Source organism: Bradyrhizobium sp. Y36 (assembly GCF_002531575.1).
Lineage (GTDB): Bacteria > Pseudomonadota > Alphaproteobacteria > Rhizobiales > Xanthobacteraceae > Bradyrhizobium.
This window is the reverse complement of the sequence record NZ_NWTI01000008.1, coordinates 97,443-115,190: the sequence shown is the minus strand read 5'-3', so window position 1 is coordinate 115,190 and position 17,748 is coordinate 97,443. Positions and strand designations below refer to the sequence as shown.

General features: G+C 65.9%; 19 protein-coding genes. 10 read left to right on the top strand and 9 right to left on the bottom strand.

What is annotated here, in order from left to right; translation table 11 throughout:
- Window positions 1-35: 35 nt before the first annotated feature.
- Entirely contained in the window at window positions 36-287 is a 252-nt protein-coding gene (locus CO669_RS16385) for a hypothetical protein (RefSeq protein WP_097660835.1), read from the top strand.
- Between the two features lie 105 nt (window positions 288-392).
- A complete protein-coding gene (locus tag CO669_RS16380) occupies window positions 393-2,531 on the top strand; it encodes a PAS domain-containing protein (RefSeq protein ID WP_502694484.1) in 2,139 nt (712 codons plus the stop codon).
- A 5-nt stretch (window positions 2,532-2,536) separates the two neighbouring features.
- Here CO669_RS16380 and CO669_RS16375 read toward each other — a convergent pair whose 3' ends face one another.
- The 5 genes from CO669_RS16375 to CO669_RS16350 form a co-directional block, all read right to left on the bottom strand.
- Window positions 2,537-2,722 (bottom strand): hypothetical protein, encoded by a 186-nt coding sequence (locus CO669_RS16375; protein ID WP_094974415.1) that lies wholly within the window; start codon window positions 2,720-2,722, stop codon window positions 2,537-2,539.
- A gap of 209 nt (window positions 2,723-2,931) precedes the next feature.
- Window positions 2,932-3,213 (bottom strand): cell division topological specificity factor MinE, encoded by a 282-nt coding sequence (minE, locus tag CO669_RS16370; protein ID WP_097660833.1) that lies wholly within the window; start codon window positions 3,211-3,213, stop codon window positions 2,932-2,934.
- Window positions 3,210-4,025: a septum site-determining protein MinD gene (gene minD / locus CO669_RS16365; protein WP_097660832.1), complete on the bottom strand. Its 816-nt coding sequence runs from the start codon at window positions 4,023-4,025 to the stop codon at window positions 3,210-3,212. The genes minE and minD overlap by 4 nt, the downstream gene beginning before the upstream one ends.
- Before the next feature lie 19 nt (window positions 4,026-4,044).
- Window positions 4,045-4,743 carry a septum site-determining protein MinC gene (gene minC / locus CO669_RS16360; protein WP_097660831.1) on the bottom strand — a complete coding sequence of 233 codons (699 nt, stop codon included), beginning with the start codon at window positions 4,741-4,743 and terminating at the stop codon, window positions 4,045-4,047.
- A gap of 266 nt (window positions 4,744-5,009) precedes the next feature.
- Window positions 5,010-6,026: an ABC transporter substrate-binding protein gene (locus CO669_RS16350; RefSeq protein WP_097660829.1), complete on the bottom strand. Its 1,017-nt coding sequence runs from the start codon at window positions 6,024-6,026 to the stop codon at window positions 5,010-5,012.
- 100 nt (window positions 6,027-6,126) lie between these two features.
- Between CO669_RS16350 and CO669_RS16345 the strand changes: the two genes are divergently transcribed.
- The 6 genes from CO669_RS16345 (at window position 6,127) to CO669_RS16320 (ending at window position 11,348) form a co-directional block, all read left to right on the top strand.
- A complete protein-coding gene (locus CO669_RS16345) occupies window positions 6,127-6,774 on the top strand; it encodes a TetR/AcrR family transcriptional regulator (protein WP_097660828.1) in 648 nt (215 codons plus the stop codon).
- Between the two features lie 99 nt (window positions 6,775-6,873).
- A complete protein-coding gene (locus tag CO669_RS16340) occupies window positions 6,874-7,644 on the top strand; it encodes an ABC transporter permease (protein WP_097660827.1) in 771 nt (256 codons plus the stop codon).
- Between the two features lie 26 nt (window positions 7,645-7,670).
- On the top strand, window positions 7,671-8,708 hold the full coding sequence (locus CO669_RS16335) for an NAD-dependent epimerase/dehydratase family protein (protein ID WP_097660826.1): 1,038 nt from the start codon (window positions 7,671-7,673) through the stop codon (window positions 8,706-8,708).
- Entirely contained in the window at window positions 8,695-9,516 is an 822-nt protein-coding gene (locus CO669_RS16330; RefSeq protein ID WP_097660825.1) for a GNAT family N-acetyltransferase, read from the top strand. Before CO669_RS16335 ends, CO669_RS16330 begins: the two co-directional genes overlap by 14 nt.
- Window positions 9,517-9,522: 6 nt before the next feature.
- A complete protein-coding gene (locus tag CO669_RS16325; protein ID WP_097660824.1) occupies window positions 9,523-10,578 on the top strand; it encodes a dihydrodipicolinate synthase family protein in 1,056 nt (351 codons plus the stop codon).
- The gene (locus CO669_RS16320) at window positions 10,566-11,348 is read left to right on the top strand and encodes an ABC transporter ATP-binding protein (protein WP_097660823.1); all 783 of its coding nucleotides are present in this window, start codon (window positions 10,566-10,568) and stop codon (window positions 11,346-11,348) included. The genes CO669_RS16325 and CO669_RS16320 overlap by 13 nt, the downstream gene beginning before the upstream one ends.
- Window positions 11,349-11,495: 147 nt before the next feature.
- Here the strand turns inward: CO669_RS16320 and CO669_RS16315 are convergent, their stop codons facing one another.
- The 3 genes from CO669_RS16315 to CO669_RS16305 all read right to left on the bottom strand — a co-directional run bounded on the left by CO669_RS16315 (window position 11,496) and on the right by CO669_RS16305 (window position 14,019).
- The gene (locus tag CO669_RS16315; RefSeq protein WP_097660822.1) at window positions 11,496-12,587 is read right to left on the bottom strand and encodes a TRAP transporter substrate-binding protein; all 1,092 of its coding nucleotides are present in this window, start codon (window positions 12,585-12,587) and stop codon (window positions 11,496-11,498) included.
- 142 nt (window positions 12,588-12,729) lie between these two features.
- Window positions 12,730-12,987, bottom strand: a complete 258-nt coding sequence (locus CO669_RS16310; RefSeq protein WP_097660821.1) for a hypothetical protein — start codon at window positions 12,985-12,987, stop codon at window positions 12,730-12,732.
- Between the two features lie 66 nt (window positions 12,988-13,053).
- Window positions 13,054-14,019, bottom strand: coding sequence for a DUF2778 domain-containing protein (locus CO669_RS16305; RefSeq protein WP_198964069.1), 966 nt, complete (start codon window positions 14,017-14,019; stop codon window positions 13,054-13,056).
- A gap of 201 nt (window positions 14,020-14,220) precedes the next feature.
- Between CO669_RS16305 and CO669_RS16300 the strand changes: the two genes are divergently transcribed.
- Both CO669_RS16300 and CO669_RS16295 read left to right on the top strand, forming a co-directional pair.
- Entirely contained in the window at window positions 14,221-14,667 is a 447-nt protein-coding gene (locus CO669_RS16300) for a DUF1810 domain-containing protein (RefSeq protein WP_097660819.1), read from the top strand.
- A 129-nt stretch (window positions 14,668-14,796) separates the two neighbouring features.
- Window positions 14,797-16,878, top strand: a complete 2,082-nt coding sequence (locus CO669_RS16295) for a methyl-accepting chemotaxis protein (RefSeq protein WP_097660818.1) — start codon at window positions 14,797-14,799, stop codon at window positions 16,876-16,878.
- A 6-nt stretch (window positions 16,879-16,884) separates the two neighbouring features.
- Here the strand turns inward: CO669_RS16295 and CO669_RS16290 are convergent, their stop codons facing one another.
- The gene (locus tag CO669_RS16290; protein ID WP_097660817.1) at window positions 16,885-17,475 is read right to left on the bottom strand and encodes an NADPH-dependent FMN reductase; all 591 of its coding nucleotides are present in this window, start codon (window positions 17,473-17,475) and stop codon (window positions 16,885-16,887) included.
- Window positions 17,476-17,748: the final 273 nt, after the last annotated feature.

Below are 17,748 nucleotides of genomic sequence, written 5' to 3'. Positions count from 1 at the left end.
GCCAGCATGCGGGCTTCTTCGAACAGGAGAAGCCCATGCGGATTGCCCGCCTCGTTTTCACCGCTGCGTTCGCCGCCGGCGCGGCGCTGGCCACCCCGGCACTGGCGAAGAACTCCGGTGCCCAGAAGGGCGAGGACAAATCGGCCTCGTCGTCGTCGTGCAGTGCCTATCAACAGGCACCGGACGGATCCTGGGAGCAGCTCCCCTGCAAGGAGACAGGTGAGCGCGCCCAGCCGCAGACGCAGCACAAGTCCGGTGGACGTGGCACCGATCAGGGTGAGCGTTGAGCCGCCAGCGCGGCGGGAACTCTCAGGTTCCATCAGCGTTGAGCCGGTGGCTTGCCGCGGAACGTGTGACCGTCCCAAACCGTGGACAGGGCCGAGGAGCGGCCCTTGGAAGCGCCAACCCCGCGAGCGATTGTGGATTCCATCGAGTTTCAGGACCTCCAACGCCGTCTGAAGACGCTGGAGGAGGAAAACGCCCGCCTGAAGGCGCTTGGCGCCGCCGACCAGACCCTGCGCCGCCGGGCGGAATCCGCGCTGGCCGAGAGCGAAGAGCGGTATCGGACGCTGTTCAACTCGATTGACGAAGGCTTTTGCATCATCGAATTCTTCGACGGGCCGCACGGGCCGCTCAGCGATTATGTGCATGTCGAAGCCAATCCCGCCTACACCCAGCACGCCGGCATTCCCAATGTGGTCGGCCAGAAGGTCCGGGAGATGGTTCCGGACGAGGCCGACGGCTGGGTGGAGCTCTATCGCGATGTCCTGCGGACGGGCCGACCGATCCGGTTCGAGCGCGAGCTGGTTGCGACCGGCCGCCATCTCGAGCTCGCCGCCTTCCGCGTCGAGCCCGCCAGCCGCAAGCAGGTCGCCGTGCTGTTCCAGGACATCACCGCGCGCAAGGGGGCCGAGCGGGAGCTGCAGCAGCTCAACGAGACGCTCGAAGCGCGCGTGGTGGCGGCGCTGGCCGAGCGCAAGCTGATGGCCGACCTTGTCGAGGGCACCGACGCCTTCGTCCAGGTCGTCGATCCGGACTTTCGCTGGCTTGCGATCAACGGTGCCTCGGCGCGCGAATTTCATCGCATCTACGGCATCTTGCCGAAGGTCGGTGACAACATGCTTGAGCTGCTTGAGGATCAACCCGAGCATCGCGACGCCGTCCGCGCGGTCTGGTCCCGCGCCCTCGCCGGAGAAGCGTTCGTCGAGGTCGCCGAGTTTGGCGCGCCCGGGCGGGCCCGCCGGTTCTACGAGATGCGCTTCAATTGCCTGCGCGACGGCAGCGGCCGGCCGCTCGGCGCCTACCATTTCAGCTACGACGTCACAGATCGTTTGAAGGAGCAGGAGAGGCTGCACGAGGCGGAGGAAGCGCTGCGGCAGTCGCAGAAGATGGAGGCGGTCGGCCAGCTCACCGGCGGTCTCGCGCACGACTTCAACAATCTGCTCACCGGCATCATTGGCTCGCTGGAACTGCTGCAGGTCCGGCTCGGCCAAGGCCGCATCAAGGACATCGACCGCTACGTGACGGCGGCGCAAGGCGCCGCCAAGCGTGCTGCCGCGCTGACGCACCGGCTGCTGGCCTTCTCGCGGCGGCAGACGCTCGATCCCAAGCCGACCGACGTAAATCGCCTCGTGATGGGCATGGAAGAGCTGGTCCGGCGCACAGTCGGCCCGGAGATCGCCCTGGAGGTCGTCACCTCAGGCGGAATGTGGGCGACGCTGATCGATGCCTCGCAGCTCGAGAATGCCCTGCTCAACCTCTGCATCAACGCCCGCGATGCGATGCCCGAAGGCGGCCGGCTCACGATCGAGACCGCCAACCGCTGGCTCGACGAGCACGCCGCCGCCGAACTCGACTTAAGTCCCGGGCAATACGTCTCGCTCTGCGTCACCGATACCGGCGCCGGCATGACGCCCGAGGTGATCGCGCGCGCCTTCGATCCGTTCTTCACGACCAAGCCGATCGGCCAGGGCACCGGCCTCGGGCTCTCCATGGTCTATGGCTTCGTCCGCCAGTCCGGCGGCCAGCTCCGGATCTATTCCGAGGTTGGCCAGGGCACGACCATGTGCCTCTATCTCCCGCGCCATTACGGCAAGGAAGCGGACAAGCCTTCACTGCCCGCCACCAGGAATGCGGTGCGCTCGGAGGCAAGCCACACCATCCTGATCGTCGATGACGAGCCTTCGATCCGGATGCTGCTGACCGACGCGCTGGAGGAGATCGGTTTCAACGTCACGGAAGCCCATGACGGGCCGACCGGCCTGAACATCCTGCAATCGGATCCGAGAATCGACCTGCTCGTGACCGATGTCGGCCTGCCCGGCGGCATGAACGGGCGCCAGCTCGCGGATGCCGCGCGTACCACCCGGCCGGCGTTGAAAGTGCTTTTCATCACCGGCTACGCGGAGAACGCGATCATCGGCAACGGCCAGCTCGCCCCGGGCATGCAGGTGCTGACGAAGCCATTCGTGGTCGAGGCGCTGGCTGCCCGCGTCCTGGAGATGATCAAGGATGGAACCGACCGGACTTGAAAAGATCAGCTGTGGGCAGGCCCGCGCATGATCTTCATGGCGTCGGCGATGTGGCGCCATTCCTTGGCCTCGTCGGCCTCGCCGCGGCCCTCGCAGGCCTGAGCCTGCTCGGCAGCCTTCGCGATCGCAGCAAAACCGTGCTGTTCGAGCATCTGCCGCGCGACGGTGTGGACCTGGACCTCGGACATCATGGGCTTTTCTCCCGCTATTAGGAAACCGCGGCGCCCGGCTCGGCGCCCCGCGTCCGGGACAACGATCTCGCCATGATCGCCGTTCCGGCCGAGCCGATCACATCGACCCTCGCCGGAGCTCGATCCGCCCGGAACGACGAAGGCGGCCCGCCATGCCCGGCGGACCGCCTTCTCACCCACCCCAAAGCTGGGAGCCGCCGGCCGCGCCCTTACGCGACCGCCACTTTCTTGCGCTCGAAATCATTGGGCACCTCGATATCGACCTCGAGGGTCGAGACCTCGTCGCCGCGCTCGAGCCGCACGATGACCTTGGTCGGATCCAGCATCACATGCTTGGACACGACGGCGAGAATCTCCTCGCGCAGCACGCCGAGCAGGTCGGGCTGGCCGCGCATTCCGCGTTCATGGGCCAACAGGATCTGCAACCGTTCGCGAGCGACGGGTGCGGAAGCCTTGTTGCCACGGAGAAGCCGGAGCAGACCCATGCTCATGCAGCCCTCCGTCGCAGCAGACGATCTATGAAGCCCTTCCGCTCGGTCGGCACCTGCATCGGCACGGTGTCGCCGCAGAGCCGGCGCGCCGCGTCGATATAGGCCCGCGCAGGCGCACCGTCGGCGTTCGACAGGGTCACCGGCGTGCCGACGTTGGAGGCACGCAGCACGTCCTGGCTCTCGGGGATGATGCCCAGCAGCGGCGTTGCGAGGATCTCAAGGATGTCCTCGATGGTCAGCATCTCACCGCGCGCGGCGCGCGAAGGGTCGTAGCGGGTGATGAGAATGTGCTTCTCGACGCGCTCGCCCTTCTCGGCCCGTACCGTCTTGGAATCGAGCATGCCGATGATGCGGTCGGAATCGCGCACCGAGGAGACTTCCGGATTGGTGACGATCACGGCTTCATCCGCAAAGCGCATCGCCATGGAGGCGCCGCGCTCGATGCCGGCCGGGCTGTCGCAGATCACCCAGTCGAAGCGGGCGCGCAGGTCCTCGATGACCTTGCCGACCCCCTCTTCCGTCAACGCATCCTTGTCGCGGGTTTGCGAGGCCGGCAGCAGCCAGAGGTTTTCCAGCCGCTTGTCCTTGATCAGCGCCTGCGGGAGTTTCGCAACACCCTGCACCACGTTGATGAGGTCGAACACCACGCGGCGCTCGGCACCCATGACGAGGTCGAGGTTGCGCAGGCCGACGTCGAAATCGACGACGACGACCTTGTCGCCGCGCTGCGCCAGCGCTGCTCCCAGGGCGGCGGTCGTCGTGGTCTTGCCGACCCCGCCCTTGCCTGATGTCACGACCAGTACCTTGGCCATTTCTGAAATCTCCTTCTGGTCAGTTCAGCGCGGTAATTCGCATGGTGTTGCCCTGCAGGAAGGCCTGGGCAGGCCGCCCGCGAAGCGCGGCGTCGATATCGTCGGCGGTCTGATAAAACCCATCGATCGCAAGCAGCTCGGCTTCGATCTTCTGGCAATAGATGCGCGCGCTGGTGTGACCGTTCACGCCAGCCATCGCGCGGCCGCGCAAGGCGCCGTAGATGTGGATCGAGCCACCGGCGACGACTTCCGCGCCGGACCCGACCGAGCCCAGGATGGTGACGTCGCCTTCCGGGAAGATCACGGTCTGGCCCGAGCGCACCGGGTTTTCCAACAGCAGCGAGGTCGGCTTGGTCTCGGACTTCGATTCGGGCTTCTTCGGCGCGGTCGGCTCGACCACGCAGCTGCGCCCCCCCGAGAGCAGCGGCGGCATCATCGGGGTCAGCCTCGCCTCCTCCACGCCCTCGATGCCGAGCACGCGGATATTGCGGTCCTGCAGGCTGGTGAGCAGATGGCCGATGCCGGACTGGCTGAGATCGACCGAGGATAAATCGATCACCACGGGCCGGCCGGCAAAGAAGCCCGGCGAGCGCGCGATGGTGGCGTCGATCTCGTGCAGCCAGTCCTGGACCGGAACCGTCGGCGTAAACACGAATGCCACATAGGAGCGCCCGCGCAGGCGCACCATTTGGCGTTGAGGTTTGACTGCAGCCTCCATAGCGGCCGACTCGTTCCCTGTTATTGAATGGTTAACGATGCGGCGGATATGGTTAACGGCGAGTTAATTCTCCGTGGGATTACGTGGCAGGATGGTGGCCAAGCGCCCTTTGGACGCTCGCTCTCGCCCGGCACACCGCCGTCGTCGCCCGGCTTGACCGGGCGATCCAGTGCTCCGAGACGCTCGCGAGTCGATCGACAGGCCGCGGCGTACTGGATGCCCCGATCGAGCCGGGGCATGACACCGCGCGTGGGGCTAAAGGTCCCCTACTTCTTCACCTTGCTCGCATCCATCTTGATCGCGGGATCCAGCATCTTGGTCGTAAACGCCGTCGTGACATCGAACGGCTTCTCCATGCCGAGATAGGTCTGGACCAGCTCGTAGTCCTTTTTCATCCGCTCGCCGTCGATCCAGCCTAGCCCCTTGGTCGTCGTGAACTCGTCCGTCATCAGGAACTTGATGCGTTCCCACTGGCGCTCCTGGTTTTCCTTGTCGAGACCCGAGACCTGGTCGAGCAACGCCTTCAGGCACGGCGTGGCGTCGGCGACGCAGGCCGCAAAGGCCTTCTGGGTGACGCGCACGAAGTCCTCGACCACCTTCGGATTCTTCTGCAAATAGGCGCCGTTGACGATCAGCGAGTTGCCGTAAGGGTTGAGCCCGATGTCCTTCCAGTTGACGTAGCCGAGGTCCTGGCCGAACTCGATCACCTTCAGATCGTGCTCGTTGTAGAAGTCGCTGATGATGTCGACGGTGTGGCTCTTCAGCGCCGCGATCTTCGCCGTCGGCCCGACATTGACGAAGCCGACGGAGTCGGGCGCAAGCCCTGCGGCCTTGGCGAAGGCCGGCCACATCACGCGCGAGGCATCGCCTGGAGGATTGCCGATCTTGTGGCCGGCGAAATCCTTGACCCCGTTCACGCCATGGCTCTTCAGCCAGTAGAAGGTCTGCCCGGTATTGGCATAGACGCTCATCACCGCGACCGTGTCGGCGCCCTTGCTCTTGGCCACCAGCATGGTGGCGAGATCGGCGACGCCGAAGGGCGAGCCGCCGGAGCCGACCTTGGCGGCGGAGACGCCGGAGCCCTTGCCGATCTCGATGGTGAGATCGATGCCTGATTTCTCGTACCAGCCCTGCGCCTTGGCGTAATAGTACGGCGAGTGATCGGCCGTGGGCGTCCAGTTCAGGATCAGGTTGACGGCCTCCCCCGCCTGCGCGGGCACCGCGGCCATGCCGAGCATCAGGGTCAAGACAAGGGCCGAGCCCGCCGCCTGCAAACGCTTCATCGCATCTCTCCTCATTGCCGCGACCCGGCTTGTCGCTCTCCCCGTGTGAGGATACCAATGCAACAAGCCCGCCCTCAACTTGTCAACTGTTTGGTTGGAAATGCCCGCAAAACGATCTGGCGACACCGTGCCGCAGCGGCGCGACCCCGTTGCCACCCGCAAGAAACTCCTCACCGCGGCCCGCCAGGAGTTCGCCCGGCACGGCTTTGCCGGCGCCCGCGTCGACGAGATCGCGATGCGCGCCGGCGTCAACAAGCAGCTGGTCTACCACTATTTCGGCGACAAGGACGCGCTCTACCTCGCCGTGCTCGAATGGGTCTATGAGGACATTCGCGAGCAGGAGCGAAAGCTCAATCTCGAAGGCCTGCCGCCGGAGAAGGCGATCCGCCGGCTGATCGAGGCCTCGTTCGACCATCTGGCCGCAAACCCTGATTTCATCGTGCTTTTGAACGACGAAAACCGCGGCGGCGCCCGCCACGTCCGGGGCTCGACGCGGCTGGAAGCGATGCATTCCCCGCTGGTGAAGAGCGTCTCGCACATCCTCAAGGAAGGCGTGCGCGCGGGCGTGTTCCGCAAGGGGATCGACCCGGTCCAGCTCTATATCTCCATTGCCGGCCTCAGCTATTTCTTCTTCTCCAACACGCCGACGCTGTCGGCGATCTTCGGCAAGGACCTGTCGAGCCGCACCCAGCGGCGCACCCGCCGCCGGCACGTCGCCGACCTGGTGCTGCAGTCGCTCCGGCCATAATCAACCAACTGGTTGAAACTTGCCCCGAGGCCGGCTAGGCTTGCGACTGCTTGGGCTGAAGATTTGCGGCATCGCAGCCGCGCCAACAGGGAGCAATCGGTGGCAGCAGACAGGGCACGCAGCTGGCGCGGCTTTGCGATCATCCTGGTCGTGCACCTCGCCGTGCTCGTGCTGTGGCAGGTCGCGGTCGATGCCTTCCATGTGCCGAAATTCATCCTGCCCTCCCCGCTGGCGACCGTGCAGACGCTGGGGACCGCGAGCTATGCCTGGGGCGCCAACACGCTGGTGACCGCGGTCGAGATCCTCGGCGGCTTCGCGCTCGGCGCCGTCGTCGGCGTCGCGCTCGCGGTGATCTTCAGCTGGGCGCCGCTGCTGAGCCTCGTGCTGCTGCCGCTGTTCGTGACGCTGAACATGATCCCGAAGGTCGCGCTCGGCCCGCTCTTCATCGTCTGGTTCTCCTACGGCATCGTGCCGAACATCCTGATCGCCTTCAGCATCTGCTTCTTCCCGATCCTGCTCACCACCGCGCGCGGCCTGCGCGAGGTCGAGCCTGACCTGCTCGATCTCGTCAAATCGCTGCGCGGCTCGCGCTGGACGCTGTTCCGCAAGATCCAGCTGCCGGGATCGCTGCCTTACGTGTTCTCCGGCATGAAGGTCGGCGCCATCCTGGCGGTCGCCGGCGCCATCGTCGGCGAGTTCATCGCCTCCGAGCGCGGGCTCGGCTACCTCATGATCCAGGTGCAGTCGGCCCTCGACACACCCGCCATGGTAATGGCGGTCGTGCTGCTGACGCTGCTTGGGGTCACTCTCTATGGCCTGGTGCTCGCCCTCGAACGCATGTTCGTCGTCGGCGACGCCAGACAGACCTGACAACGGCAGACCCAAGGACCCAATCCATGCTGCTTGCCCGCGAGACCCTGCCGAAGACCATCCCCGATATCGCGACCCTCGACGAGCTGCTGTGCCGGCCAACCCAGGCCCTCATCGACGACCTCAAAAAGGTCGAGGGCGACATCATGATCCTCGGCGTCGGCGGCAAGATGGGCCCGACGCTGGCGGGACTTGCGAAGGCGGCCGCGCCGGACCGCCGCGTCATCGGCGTCGCCCGCTTCAGCGAGGCCGGCGTGAAGGACTGGTTGCATACGCGCGGCGTCGAGACGATCAATTGCGACCTGATGGACGAAAAGGCCATCCAGGCGCTGCCCAAGGCGCCGAACATCGTCTTCATGGCCGGCCGCAAGTTCGGCGCCGAGGGCGATCTGTCGCTGACCTGGGCGATGAACGCGCACGTGCCGGCGCTGGTCGCGCAGGCCTTCCCGTCCTCGCGCATCGTGGCGTTCTCGACCGGCTGCGTCTATCCGTTCGTCCGCGTCGACGGCAAAGGCTCGACCGAGGACATGGCGCCTGACCCGCCCGGTGAATACGCCCAGTCCTGCGTCGGCCGCGAGCGCATGTTCGAGTATTTTTCGCGCAAGTTCGGCACGCCCGGCCGCCTGTTCCGCCTCAACTACGCGATCGACATGCGCTACGGCGTGCTGCACGACATCGCGACGAAAGTGCTGACGGGCGCGCCGATCGACGTCAGCCTTGGCCACGTCAATTTCATCTGGCAGGGCGATGCGTCGGCGCAGGCGCTGCGCTGCCTCGCCCATTGCACGTCGCCGACCTCACCGATCAATGTCAGCGGCCACGAGATCCTGGCGGTGCGCGATCTCGCCCAGAAGTTCGGCGCAAGGTTCGGTCGGGCCCCGGTGCTGACGGGCAAGGAGGAGCCGACGGCGTGGCTGACCGACACGTCAAAGGCGGTCGCGCTGTTCGGCCTTCCGGTCGTCGATACCGAGCAGTTGATCGCCTGGACCGCCGACTGGGTCTCCCGCGCCATGCCGAGCCTCGGCAAGCCCACCAAATATGAGGTGCGCGATGGCCGGTACTGACGGTGCGCCCATTCTCAAGCTCGGCACTGACGATGCGATCGCGGGGCTCGCGCTGTCGACGGAGGCGCACTGGAACCAGACCGACGAGGACTGGCGCATCTTCCTGCGCGAGGGAATCGTGTTCGGCATTCGTGACCACATGCGGCTGGTCGCAACTGCAGCACTGCTGCCCTATTCCGGCAACAACGCCTGGATCAGCATGGTGCTGGTCTCAGGCACGCACCGCCGCCGCGGCCTTGCCACCCGTCTCGTGGATACCTGCCTCGAGACGGCACGCCAGAACGGCCTGACGAGCTGGCTCGACGCCACGCCGGACGGCGCTGCCGTCTACGGGCCGCTCGGCTTCACGCCGACGCTGCAATTGCGCCGCCTGAAGCTGGCGCGGCCTGGACGGGCGGAAGCGCCGCCATCGCCATCCGCAACGCTCGAAGCGCTTGCCGCGCGGGACCGGCGAGCCACCGGCTTCGACCGAACCGCCCTCCTCTCCGCCTTCGCCCAGCGCGCCGGCTCGCGCATCGTTACTGCGAACGGTGCCATTGCGCTGGTGCGCGACGGCCGCACCGCTCGTCATATTGGCCCTCTGTTGGCCGACAATGCCGCGGCAGCTCTGGTCCTGGTTGACGAGATCACGCGCTCCGAGACGAACCTGCTGCTGCTCGACGCCGTCGCCCCGCAAAGCGCGTTCCTCGACGGACTGACTGCCTCCGGCTGGACCATCGAGCGGCCGTTCCAGCGTATGCGGTTCGGGCCCGCCACTGTCGCGGCCGAGGAACTGCCATTCGCCGTCGCCGGCCCTGAATTCGGATAGGACATCATGCACCACAGTCAGATCAACGCCGACATCCGCAAGCTGATCGCTGAGGGCACCGTGCTGCCCGCGCATCCCCTCGCGCTCACCGCCGAGCGCCAGCTCGACAAGCAACACCAGCGCGCGCTGACGCGCTATTACATCGACGCCGGCGCGGGCGGCCTCGCCGTCGGCGTGCACACGACGCAGTTCGCGATCCGCGATGTCGGCCTCTATCGTCCGGTGCTGGAGCTTGCCGCCGAGACCGCAGCCGACTGGACCAAGCGCCCGCTGGCGATGGTCGCAGGCCTTGCGGGACCGACCGCACAGGCAACCACGGAGGCCCGCACCGCCCGCGACATCGGCTATCACGCCGGTCTGCTCAGCCTCGCCGCGATGAAGAGCGCCTCCGAGGACGCGATCATCGCCCATTGCACGGCGGTGGCGGCCGAAATCCCGCTGGTCGGCTTCTATCTCCAGCCGGCCGTTGGCGGCGTCGTCCTGTCGAGCCGCTTCTGGCAGCGCTTTGCCGCGATCGACAACGTCATCGCCATCAAGATTGCGCCGTTCAACCGCTATCGGACGCTCGACGTGCTGCGCGGCGTCGCTGCGGCGGGTGCGCTCGACCGTGTCGCGCTCTACACCGGCAACGACGATCACATCCTGCTCGACCTGATGCTGCCGTTCGACCTGCGCGACAAGGGCGTCACGACGCGCACCTATTTCAAGGGCGGTCTGCTCGGCCACTGGTCGGTGTGGACGGCGAGTGCGATCAAGCAGTTCGAGCGCTGCAAGGCGGCGCGGCACAAGGACAACGTGCCCGCGGACCTTTTGGCGCTCGATGCCCGCGTCACCGATTGCAACAGCGCCTTCTTCGATGTCGCCAACAATTTCCACGGCTGTATCGCCGGTTGCCACGAGGTGTTGCGGCGCCAGGGCCTGATGAAAGGCTTGTGGTGCCTCGACCCGAACGAGGGCCTCAGCCCCGGCCAGAGGGACGAGATCGACCGCGTCTGCCGCGAGCACGCCGACCTCAGCGACGATGGCTTCGTCGCCGACAACTTGAACAAATGGCTGGCATGAGCTCAGAACCGTTCATCAGCCTGCAAGGCGTCCGAAAGGTCTATCGCAGCGGTGGCGCCGAGTTTCTGGCCGTGTCCGACGTCACCATGGACGTGCAGGAAGGCGAGTTGGTCTCGCTGGTCGGCCCCTCCGGCTGCGGCAAGACCACCGTGATGAAGATCCTGGCCGGCCTGCACGGCGCCGACGGCGGCACGGTGAAGATCGGCAACGCCACCAGCCCGTTCGATCCGACCCGCGATATCGGCATGGTGTTCCAGCAGGCGCTGCTGCTGAAATGGCGCACCATCCTGGACAACGTGCTGCTGCCGGCCGAGATCGTGGGACTGCCGATGAAGGCCGCGCGCGAGCGGGCGCGCGATTTGCTCAAATTGGTCGGGCTTGCCGGCTTCGAGCAGAAATATCCGCGAGAGCTCTCCGGCGGCATGCAGCAGCGCACCGCCATCGCGCGCGCCTTCATTCACGATCCCAAGTTGATCCTGATGGACGAGCCGTTCGGCGCACTGGACGCGCTGACGCGCGAGCAGATGAACCTGGAGATGCTGCGGATCTGGCGCCAGAGCGGCAAGACCATCATCTTCGTCACGCACTCGATCCAGGAAGCGGTGTTCCTGTCGTCGCATTGCGCCGTGCTGACCGCGGGCCCAGCCAAGATGGCCGACTATTTCCCGATCGACCTGCCCTTCCCACGTGATCTTCCGCTCAAGACCACCGACGCCTTCGGTGCCTATGCGAGGCGCATCTACGCCAAGCTGGGGCTGGTGGCGACGTAAGACACCACACGATAAGCCTTGTAAGGTGGTCAAAGCGCAATCGTGCCCACCATTGCCGATGAAGTGAGAGAACGGGGGCACGGCACAAGCGCGCCTTTGCCCACTCTACGACAGCCGGGCGCGGCGTGAACACCGCGCCCCTCACCGTCAGCTCTTGCTCCGCGTCTTGCTGAGCAGGTAGTTGTCGTAGAAGTTTTCCGCGATCCGCGTATAGAACAGCAATTCCTTCATATACGCGTCGTGGCTGTCCTTGGTCCGCTTGAACAGGTCGCTCTTGGCGGCGAGCTCGTTCAGATGGTCCTGGGTCGCGTTGTAGCAGGCCTCCAGCACGGGCTGCGGGAATGCCTTCAGCTCGGCACCATTGGCGATCAGCCGCTTCAGCGCGGCCGGATTCACGCTGTCGTATTTCTCGAGCATCCAGGCCCCGGCCGCCGACGCGGCCTGGTTGACGATGGCCTGGTATTGCTTCGGCAGCGAGGCCCATCTGTCGTCGTTGACGACCATGTGCAGCATGGCGCCGCCTTCCCACCAGCCCGGAAAGTAGTAATATTTGGCGACCTTCTGGAAGCCGAGCTTCTCGTCGTCATAGGGGCCGACGAACTCGACCGCGTCGATCGTGCCCTTCTCCAGCGCCGGATAGATGTCGCCGCCCGCGATCTGCTGCGGCACGACACCGAGCCTGGCCAGCACATGACCGCCCATGCCCGCGATGCGGAATTTCAGGCCCTTGAGGTCGTCGACGGTCTTGATCTCCTTGCGGAACCAGCCGCCCATCTGGGTGCCGGAATTGCCGCAGAGGATCGCATGCGCCTTGAACGGCTTGAGCGCCTCGTTGGTGAGATCGGCGCCGCCGCCGAAGTGCCACCAGGATTCCTGGTGGCGATGGTTCATGCCGAAGGGCGCGCCGGTGGCATAGGCCAGCGCCGGCTCCTTGCCGATGTAGAAATACAGCGGGGTCTGCGCGATCTCCACCGTCGCGGTGTTGACGGCGTCGAGCGCCTGCAGGCCCGGGACGATCTCGCCGGCGGCGAAGGTCTGGATCTGGAATTTGTTGTCGGTGGCCTCGGCAACATATTTCGCGAAGGTCTGCGCCGTGCCGTAGATGGTGTCGAGCGACTTCGGGAAGCTCGACGTCAGGCGCCATTTGATCTCGGGCGCGCTCTGCGCGATCGCAGGCGCAGCAACCAGCGTCGTCGCACCAGCGACTACACCGCCCTTCAAGAATGTACGGCGTTTCATGATGGCAATCTCCGTTGAATTCAGTTTTCAAACATATGGGTTTTGCGACGATGGTCTTCGCGGACCGTTTGCCCGTTCCTAAAGCAGAGTTCAAGATGCGACAGAACGGCCTGTAGCCGGGAGCCTGCGAGCTGAAGGCCCGTCAGAGCAGCTTCGCGCTCACGAACAGCGCACGCACCGCGTTGGTGGCCTGCACCGCCAGCATCGCGTTACCAGCAGCTCCTTCCAGGGCGGTGACGGCTTCATCGTGCAGGGAGCGGAATTCCATCCACTCGACCGACTTGAAGTTGGTGAGGAATTGGTAGGCCTGGCCGACAGTCGCGATCGCCAGCGTGTCACCGTTCAGCTTGATCTTGAACGTCGTACGCAGCGGGGTCGCAGAACTTGATGGATCACTCATGGGCTGCTTCTGGACGATGACGGCTTAACGAAGGGGAAACGGCAGCCCCGCCGTGACAGGCAAATATCAGGAGTCGGTGCTCGCACGCTGCGAGGCGGTTGCCGCTCCGCTCAGACTCGGCACCACGACAAGACGGTTGAACTCGCCATTGTCCCAGGCCTTGAGGAAACGATCATAGTCCTTGATCGAGACGCAGCCGTTGGAATCGCCACGCGGGCCCAGCATGTAGCTGTGGGTCAGCAGGCCGACCCGGCCAAGGGCGCTGGTGCCCTCGGTTGGCGTCAAGCGCAGCGCCCGGACGCCGTGGAACAGCTTTTCGCGCGGCTTCAGATCGTAGATCGCGGGCGGGGTCGCACCGACCATGCGCTGATCGACATGGTCGGGGTCGTCCATCAGCGCGCCCATGCCGGAATGGGCTTCCAGCGCGACGCCGCTCGGCAGGTAAAGCGCCTTGGCCTTGATGTCATAGACCGCCGTGCGCGAATCGTAGCCGAGCGCGGCGAGATCCGGCGCCTTGCCGAACAAGCCGTCGCCGGGCGTCAGCGAGGCCAACCTGATCTTGTCGGTGAATTTTTCGAAGAAGTTGCGGTTGTCGACCCTGGGGTTGGTCTCGGCATAAGCCTGGCTCGAGGCGATCTGTGCGGAGAAGTCCGCCTGCGCCGGGCGCGAGCGCGGCAACGGAACGCCGTCGGCACGTTGCGAGGGCCTCGTCTCGTCGACCACGTGCCGGTCGTCATCGGTCAGGGTCGAGCGCCAATCATCGCCCTGGAGTCTCTGGGCGAGCATCGCCTTGGCGTCGCGGAGCTTGAGCTGGACCGCGCTCAGGGCGGACCGTTCAAGCGTCCTGAGGCCAAGGTCCCGGGCCGGCGGATTGCCGGACGCCGAAGCGAAACGGTCTTCAAAGGACGGGGTATTGGCAGGCGGCAACGCGGCGGAGGCCGGCGGGGGCGAAACGCCCAGCTGCGCCCCCCCGATATCAGCGATCCAGGCAGCAGCACCCAGCGCCAGCGCGACGGCAGCCAGAGACAGCAAAACGCGCTCGGCCCGCCCGACACGGCGGCGCGACAACAGCCTCTCGGCGTGTGCTGCGTCGGAAACCATCAGATCCCCAAATCGACCCCCGGGGGGCCCAACCCCCACCCGGAGACTCTATACCAGCTACCACATTGGGAGCCAAAAGTTAGGCATAATCGCGGCCGCCGACCTCCGAACAGGCACCCCTGGGGGTATCCAATGACCGATCCTTTCGACCTAGAACGCTTCGTTCAGGCCCAAACCCCGGTTTATCGCGACGTCCAGGGGGAGCTGGGCCGGGGCCGAAAGCAGACTCACTGGATGTGGTTCGTCTTCCCGCAAATCGCCGGTCTCGGCTTCAGCGCCATGTCGCAGCGCTACGCCATCGGCTCCCGTGCCGAGGCCAGGGCCTACCTCGCCCATCCCGTGCTGGGGGCGCGCCTCGTCGAATGCACGAAGCTCGTGCTCGCGGTTCAGGGGCGGAGCATCAACGCGATCCTCGGCGCGCCCGACGACGCCAAATTCCGCTCGTCGATGACGCTGTTCGAAGCGGTGTCCGACGAGCCCGTGTTCGATCAGGCGCTCACCCGCTATTTCGCAGGCGAGCGCGACAGCGCGACGCTGGAGATCCTGGCCAGGCTGGACGGGCATGCCGCGCGCGGGTGATCAACGCCCCCGGAAGATGGCAACCGGCAGCTGAGAGGCTGCTGTCCCGCAGCGTAAACCCGGGATTAACACGGGCATCCTAGGTTCAGGAGAATATCCTTCTCCCCCGCGCCAATTGCCGGACAGATCATGAAAATCGGTACGCTCCTGACCACCGCCATCGTCTCCCTCTCGACCGTGGGCGGCGGCCTCGCCGTCTACGTCGCCGTGACGAAGTACCAGACAATGGACCGGATCAGCGAGGCTCAGGGCCGGCTCGCGATCGTCCGTGCCGCCAGCGACATCCCGCGATATCTCAACCCCGAGCGCGGCTTTTCGACCAACATCCTCTATGGACCTGCGACCATCGACCCTGCGCTGCTGGCCGAGCAAGACAAGCTGCGCAAGCAGACCGACGGCGCGCGCGCCAAGATGAATGCACTGCGCAAGGAGCTGCCGGGCTCCCTGGATGACGGCAACGCTATCGGCGGCAACATCGACGGCATCGATTCGAAATTCGCCGCGCTGCGCGTCGCCATCGACAAGGCGCTCACCGGACCTGCCGAGGCGCGCAAGGACGCCGCCAAGAAGATCGTCGCCGACAACGCCGTGCTCAACAGCGGCGTGACCGCGCTGCTCAACGAGCAGGTGCGCCGCATGGCGATCCTGAACGGTGACGCCTACCGGCAGGCCAGCTACGCCAACATGGCCATGACGCTCCGCGACGTCGGCGGCTTCAACTCCAGCCTGCACAAGAATCTCGTCGGCGGTAAGAAGCCGGCGACCGACGCCGAGAAGGCCGACATCGGCCGCTCGCAGGGCCGCAACGACCAGCTCGTGATGGCGCTGCTCGAGTTGCGCGGCAATCCGGCGACTCCGGCGAACGTCGCCGCGGCGCTCGAGAAGTTCAATTCGATCTATGTCGAGGAATTCGGCCGCGAACTCAAGCTCGTCAAGGACGGTGCGGTCACCGGCAAATACGAGCACGACATGGAGACCTATTACGCCGCCACCCAGCGTGGCCTCAGCACCATCATCGAGGTTCGCGACGCGTTCTACGACAATGCCGAGCAGATCCTCGCCGGCGCCTCCTCCGCCGCACGCACCAGCTTCATCATCGCGCTTGCAGGCCTTGCCGCGGTCCTGATCGCGAGCGTTGGCCTCATCACGATGGTTCGCCGCCGCGTCTGCGCGCCGATCGTCAACCTGACGGGCCGGATGTCGCGGCTTGCCGAGGGCGAGGTCGCGGACAGCATCCCCGGTGCCGAGCGCTCCGATGAGATCGGGGCGATGGCCGCGGCCGTCCAGGTGTTCAAGGACAACATGATCCGGGCCGACCGGCTCGCGGCCGAGAAGCAGGCGGAGAACGACGGCAAGATGCGCCGCGCGCAAGCCCTCGACGAGCTCACCCGCGCGTTCGAGGCCAAGGTCACCGAGCTCGTCGGCGGCCTGTCCCAGGCGTCCTCGACCATGGAAAGCACCGCGCAGTCGATGACCTCGACGGCCGCCCAGACCAACAGCCAGGCCGCGGTCGTCGCTGCCGCCTCCGAGCAGACCTCGACCAACGTGCAGACGGTCGCCAGCGCCACCGAGGAGCTGACCTCCTCGATCTCCGAGATCGGCCGCCAGGTCGCGCAGAGCACCGAGATCGCGGCGCGCGCCGTCGAGAACGCCCGCCGCACCGGCGACACCGCACGCACGCTCGCCGAGGGCGCACAGAAGATCGGCGACGTCGTCACGCTGATCCAGAGCATCGCCGAGCAGACCAATTTGCTGGCACTGAACGCGACCATCGAGGCCGCCCGCGCCGGCGATGCCGGCCGCGGCTTCGCCGTGGTCGCCTCCGAAGTGAAGTCGCTGGCGGGGCAGACCGCCAAGGCGACGACTGAAATCTCCGAGCAGATCACGGCGATCCAGACCGCCAGCGACGAGACCGTGGCCGCGATCCGCAACGTCGCCGACGTCATCGGCGAGATCGACCAGATCGGCACCGCGATTGCCGCGGCGATCGAGGAACAGGGCTCGGCCACCAAGGAAATCGCCCGCAGCGTCCAGGAGGCCGCCCGCGGCACCCAGGAGGTCAACACCAACATCTCAGGCGTGCAGCGTGCCGCCGACGACACGGGAGCCGCCGCCAGGGAAGTGCTCGGCGCCGCCGAGCAGCTCTCGACGCAGTCGCGCGATCTCGCCGGCCAGTTCGACCGCTTCCTCGGCGAGGTCAGGGCCGCGTAAGCAAGTTCAATAAGGCGGCGCTTTCCGCGCCCGCTGGGCTTTCGCCGCCTCGATCCACCAGGCGAGATCATCCGCAAAGCGCGGGAACGAGCGTTCCAGCGCCTTGCCGCCCTCGCCGATCGGCTCGGCGTCCGCCGACAAGGTCTGCGCGATCGGGCCGACGCCGATGGTGCTCGACACCACCACCATGCCCATCTCCGACAGCGTGCCGTGCCATGCGGTCGCAGCACGCGCGCCCGAGAGCCGGCCGGCCGAATAGCTCACGATCGCAGCCGGGCGCCAGAACCATTCTTCGAGGAAGTGGTCGGTCAGATTCTTCAGGCCGGGCTGGATGCCCCAATTGTATTCGCCGGTGACGAAGATGAAGCCATCTGCGCCGCGGATCTGTCCGGCCAGCTTTTCCAACGCCTCGGGCGCCGAGCCCTTGGGGTATTCCTTGTACATGCGGTCCAGCATCGGCAGGCCGACCGCCTTGGCGTCGATGAACTCGACGTCCTCGCCGCGGGCGAGCAGCCGGTCGATGACGAAATTCGCAAGGCGGATGCCCATGCGGTCGGAACGGTAGGAACCGTAGAGGACGAGAATGCGATTGCTCATGACGGCCGCATGCTACCACGAAACAGGAGCGAAGAACGATCTGCTTTGCCGCGGCGTCTTCAATGCGTGGCGCGATAGCTGGCGCGGCGCGGGATGGACCGGCAGGCCAGCCCTTCGGCCAACACCTTCATGTCCTCATGCCGGCCGCTGCGTATTAGCCGGCCGAACTCCTCTGATGTGAAAGGAAGAGATGGGTCACTATCGATCGGGCGCCGCAGCCGCGGGCCGAAGAACCGCAGAACCAGGCTAGCCAGCCGCCGCATGTCAATTCCC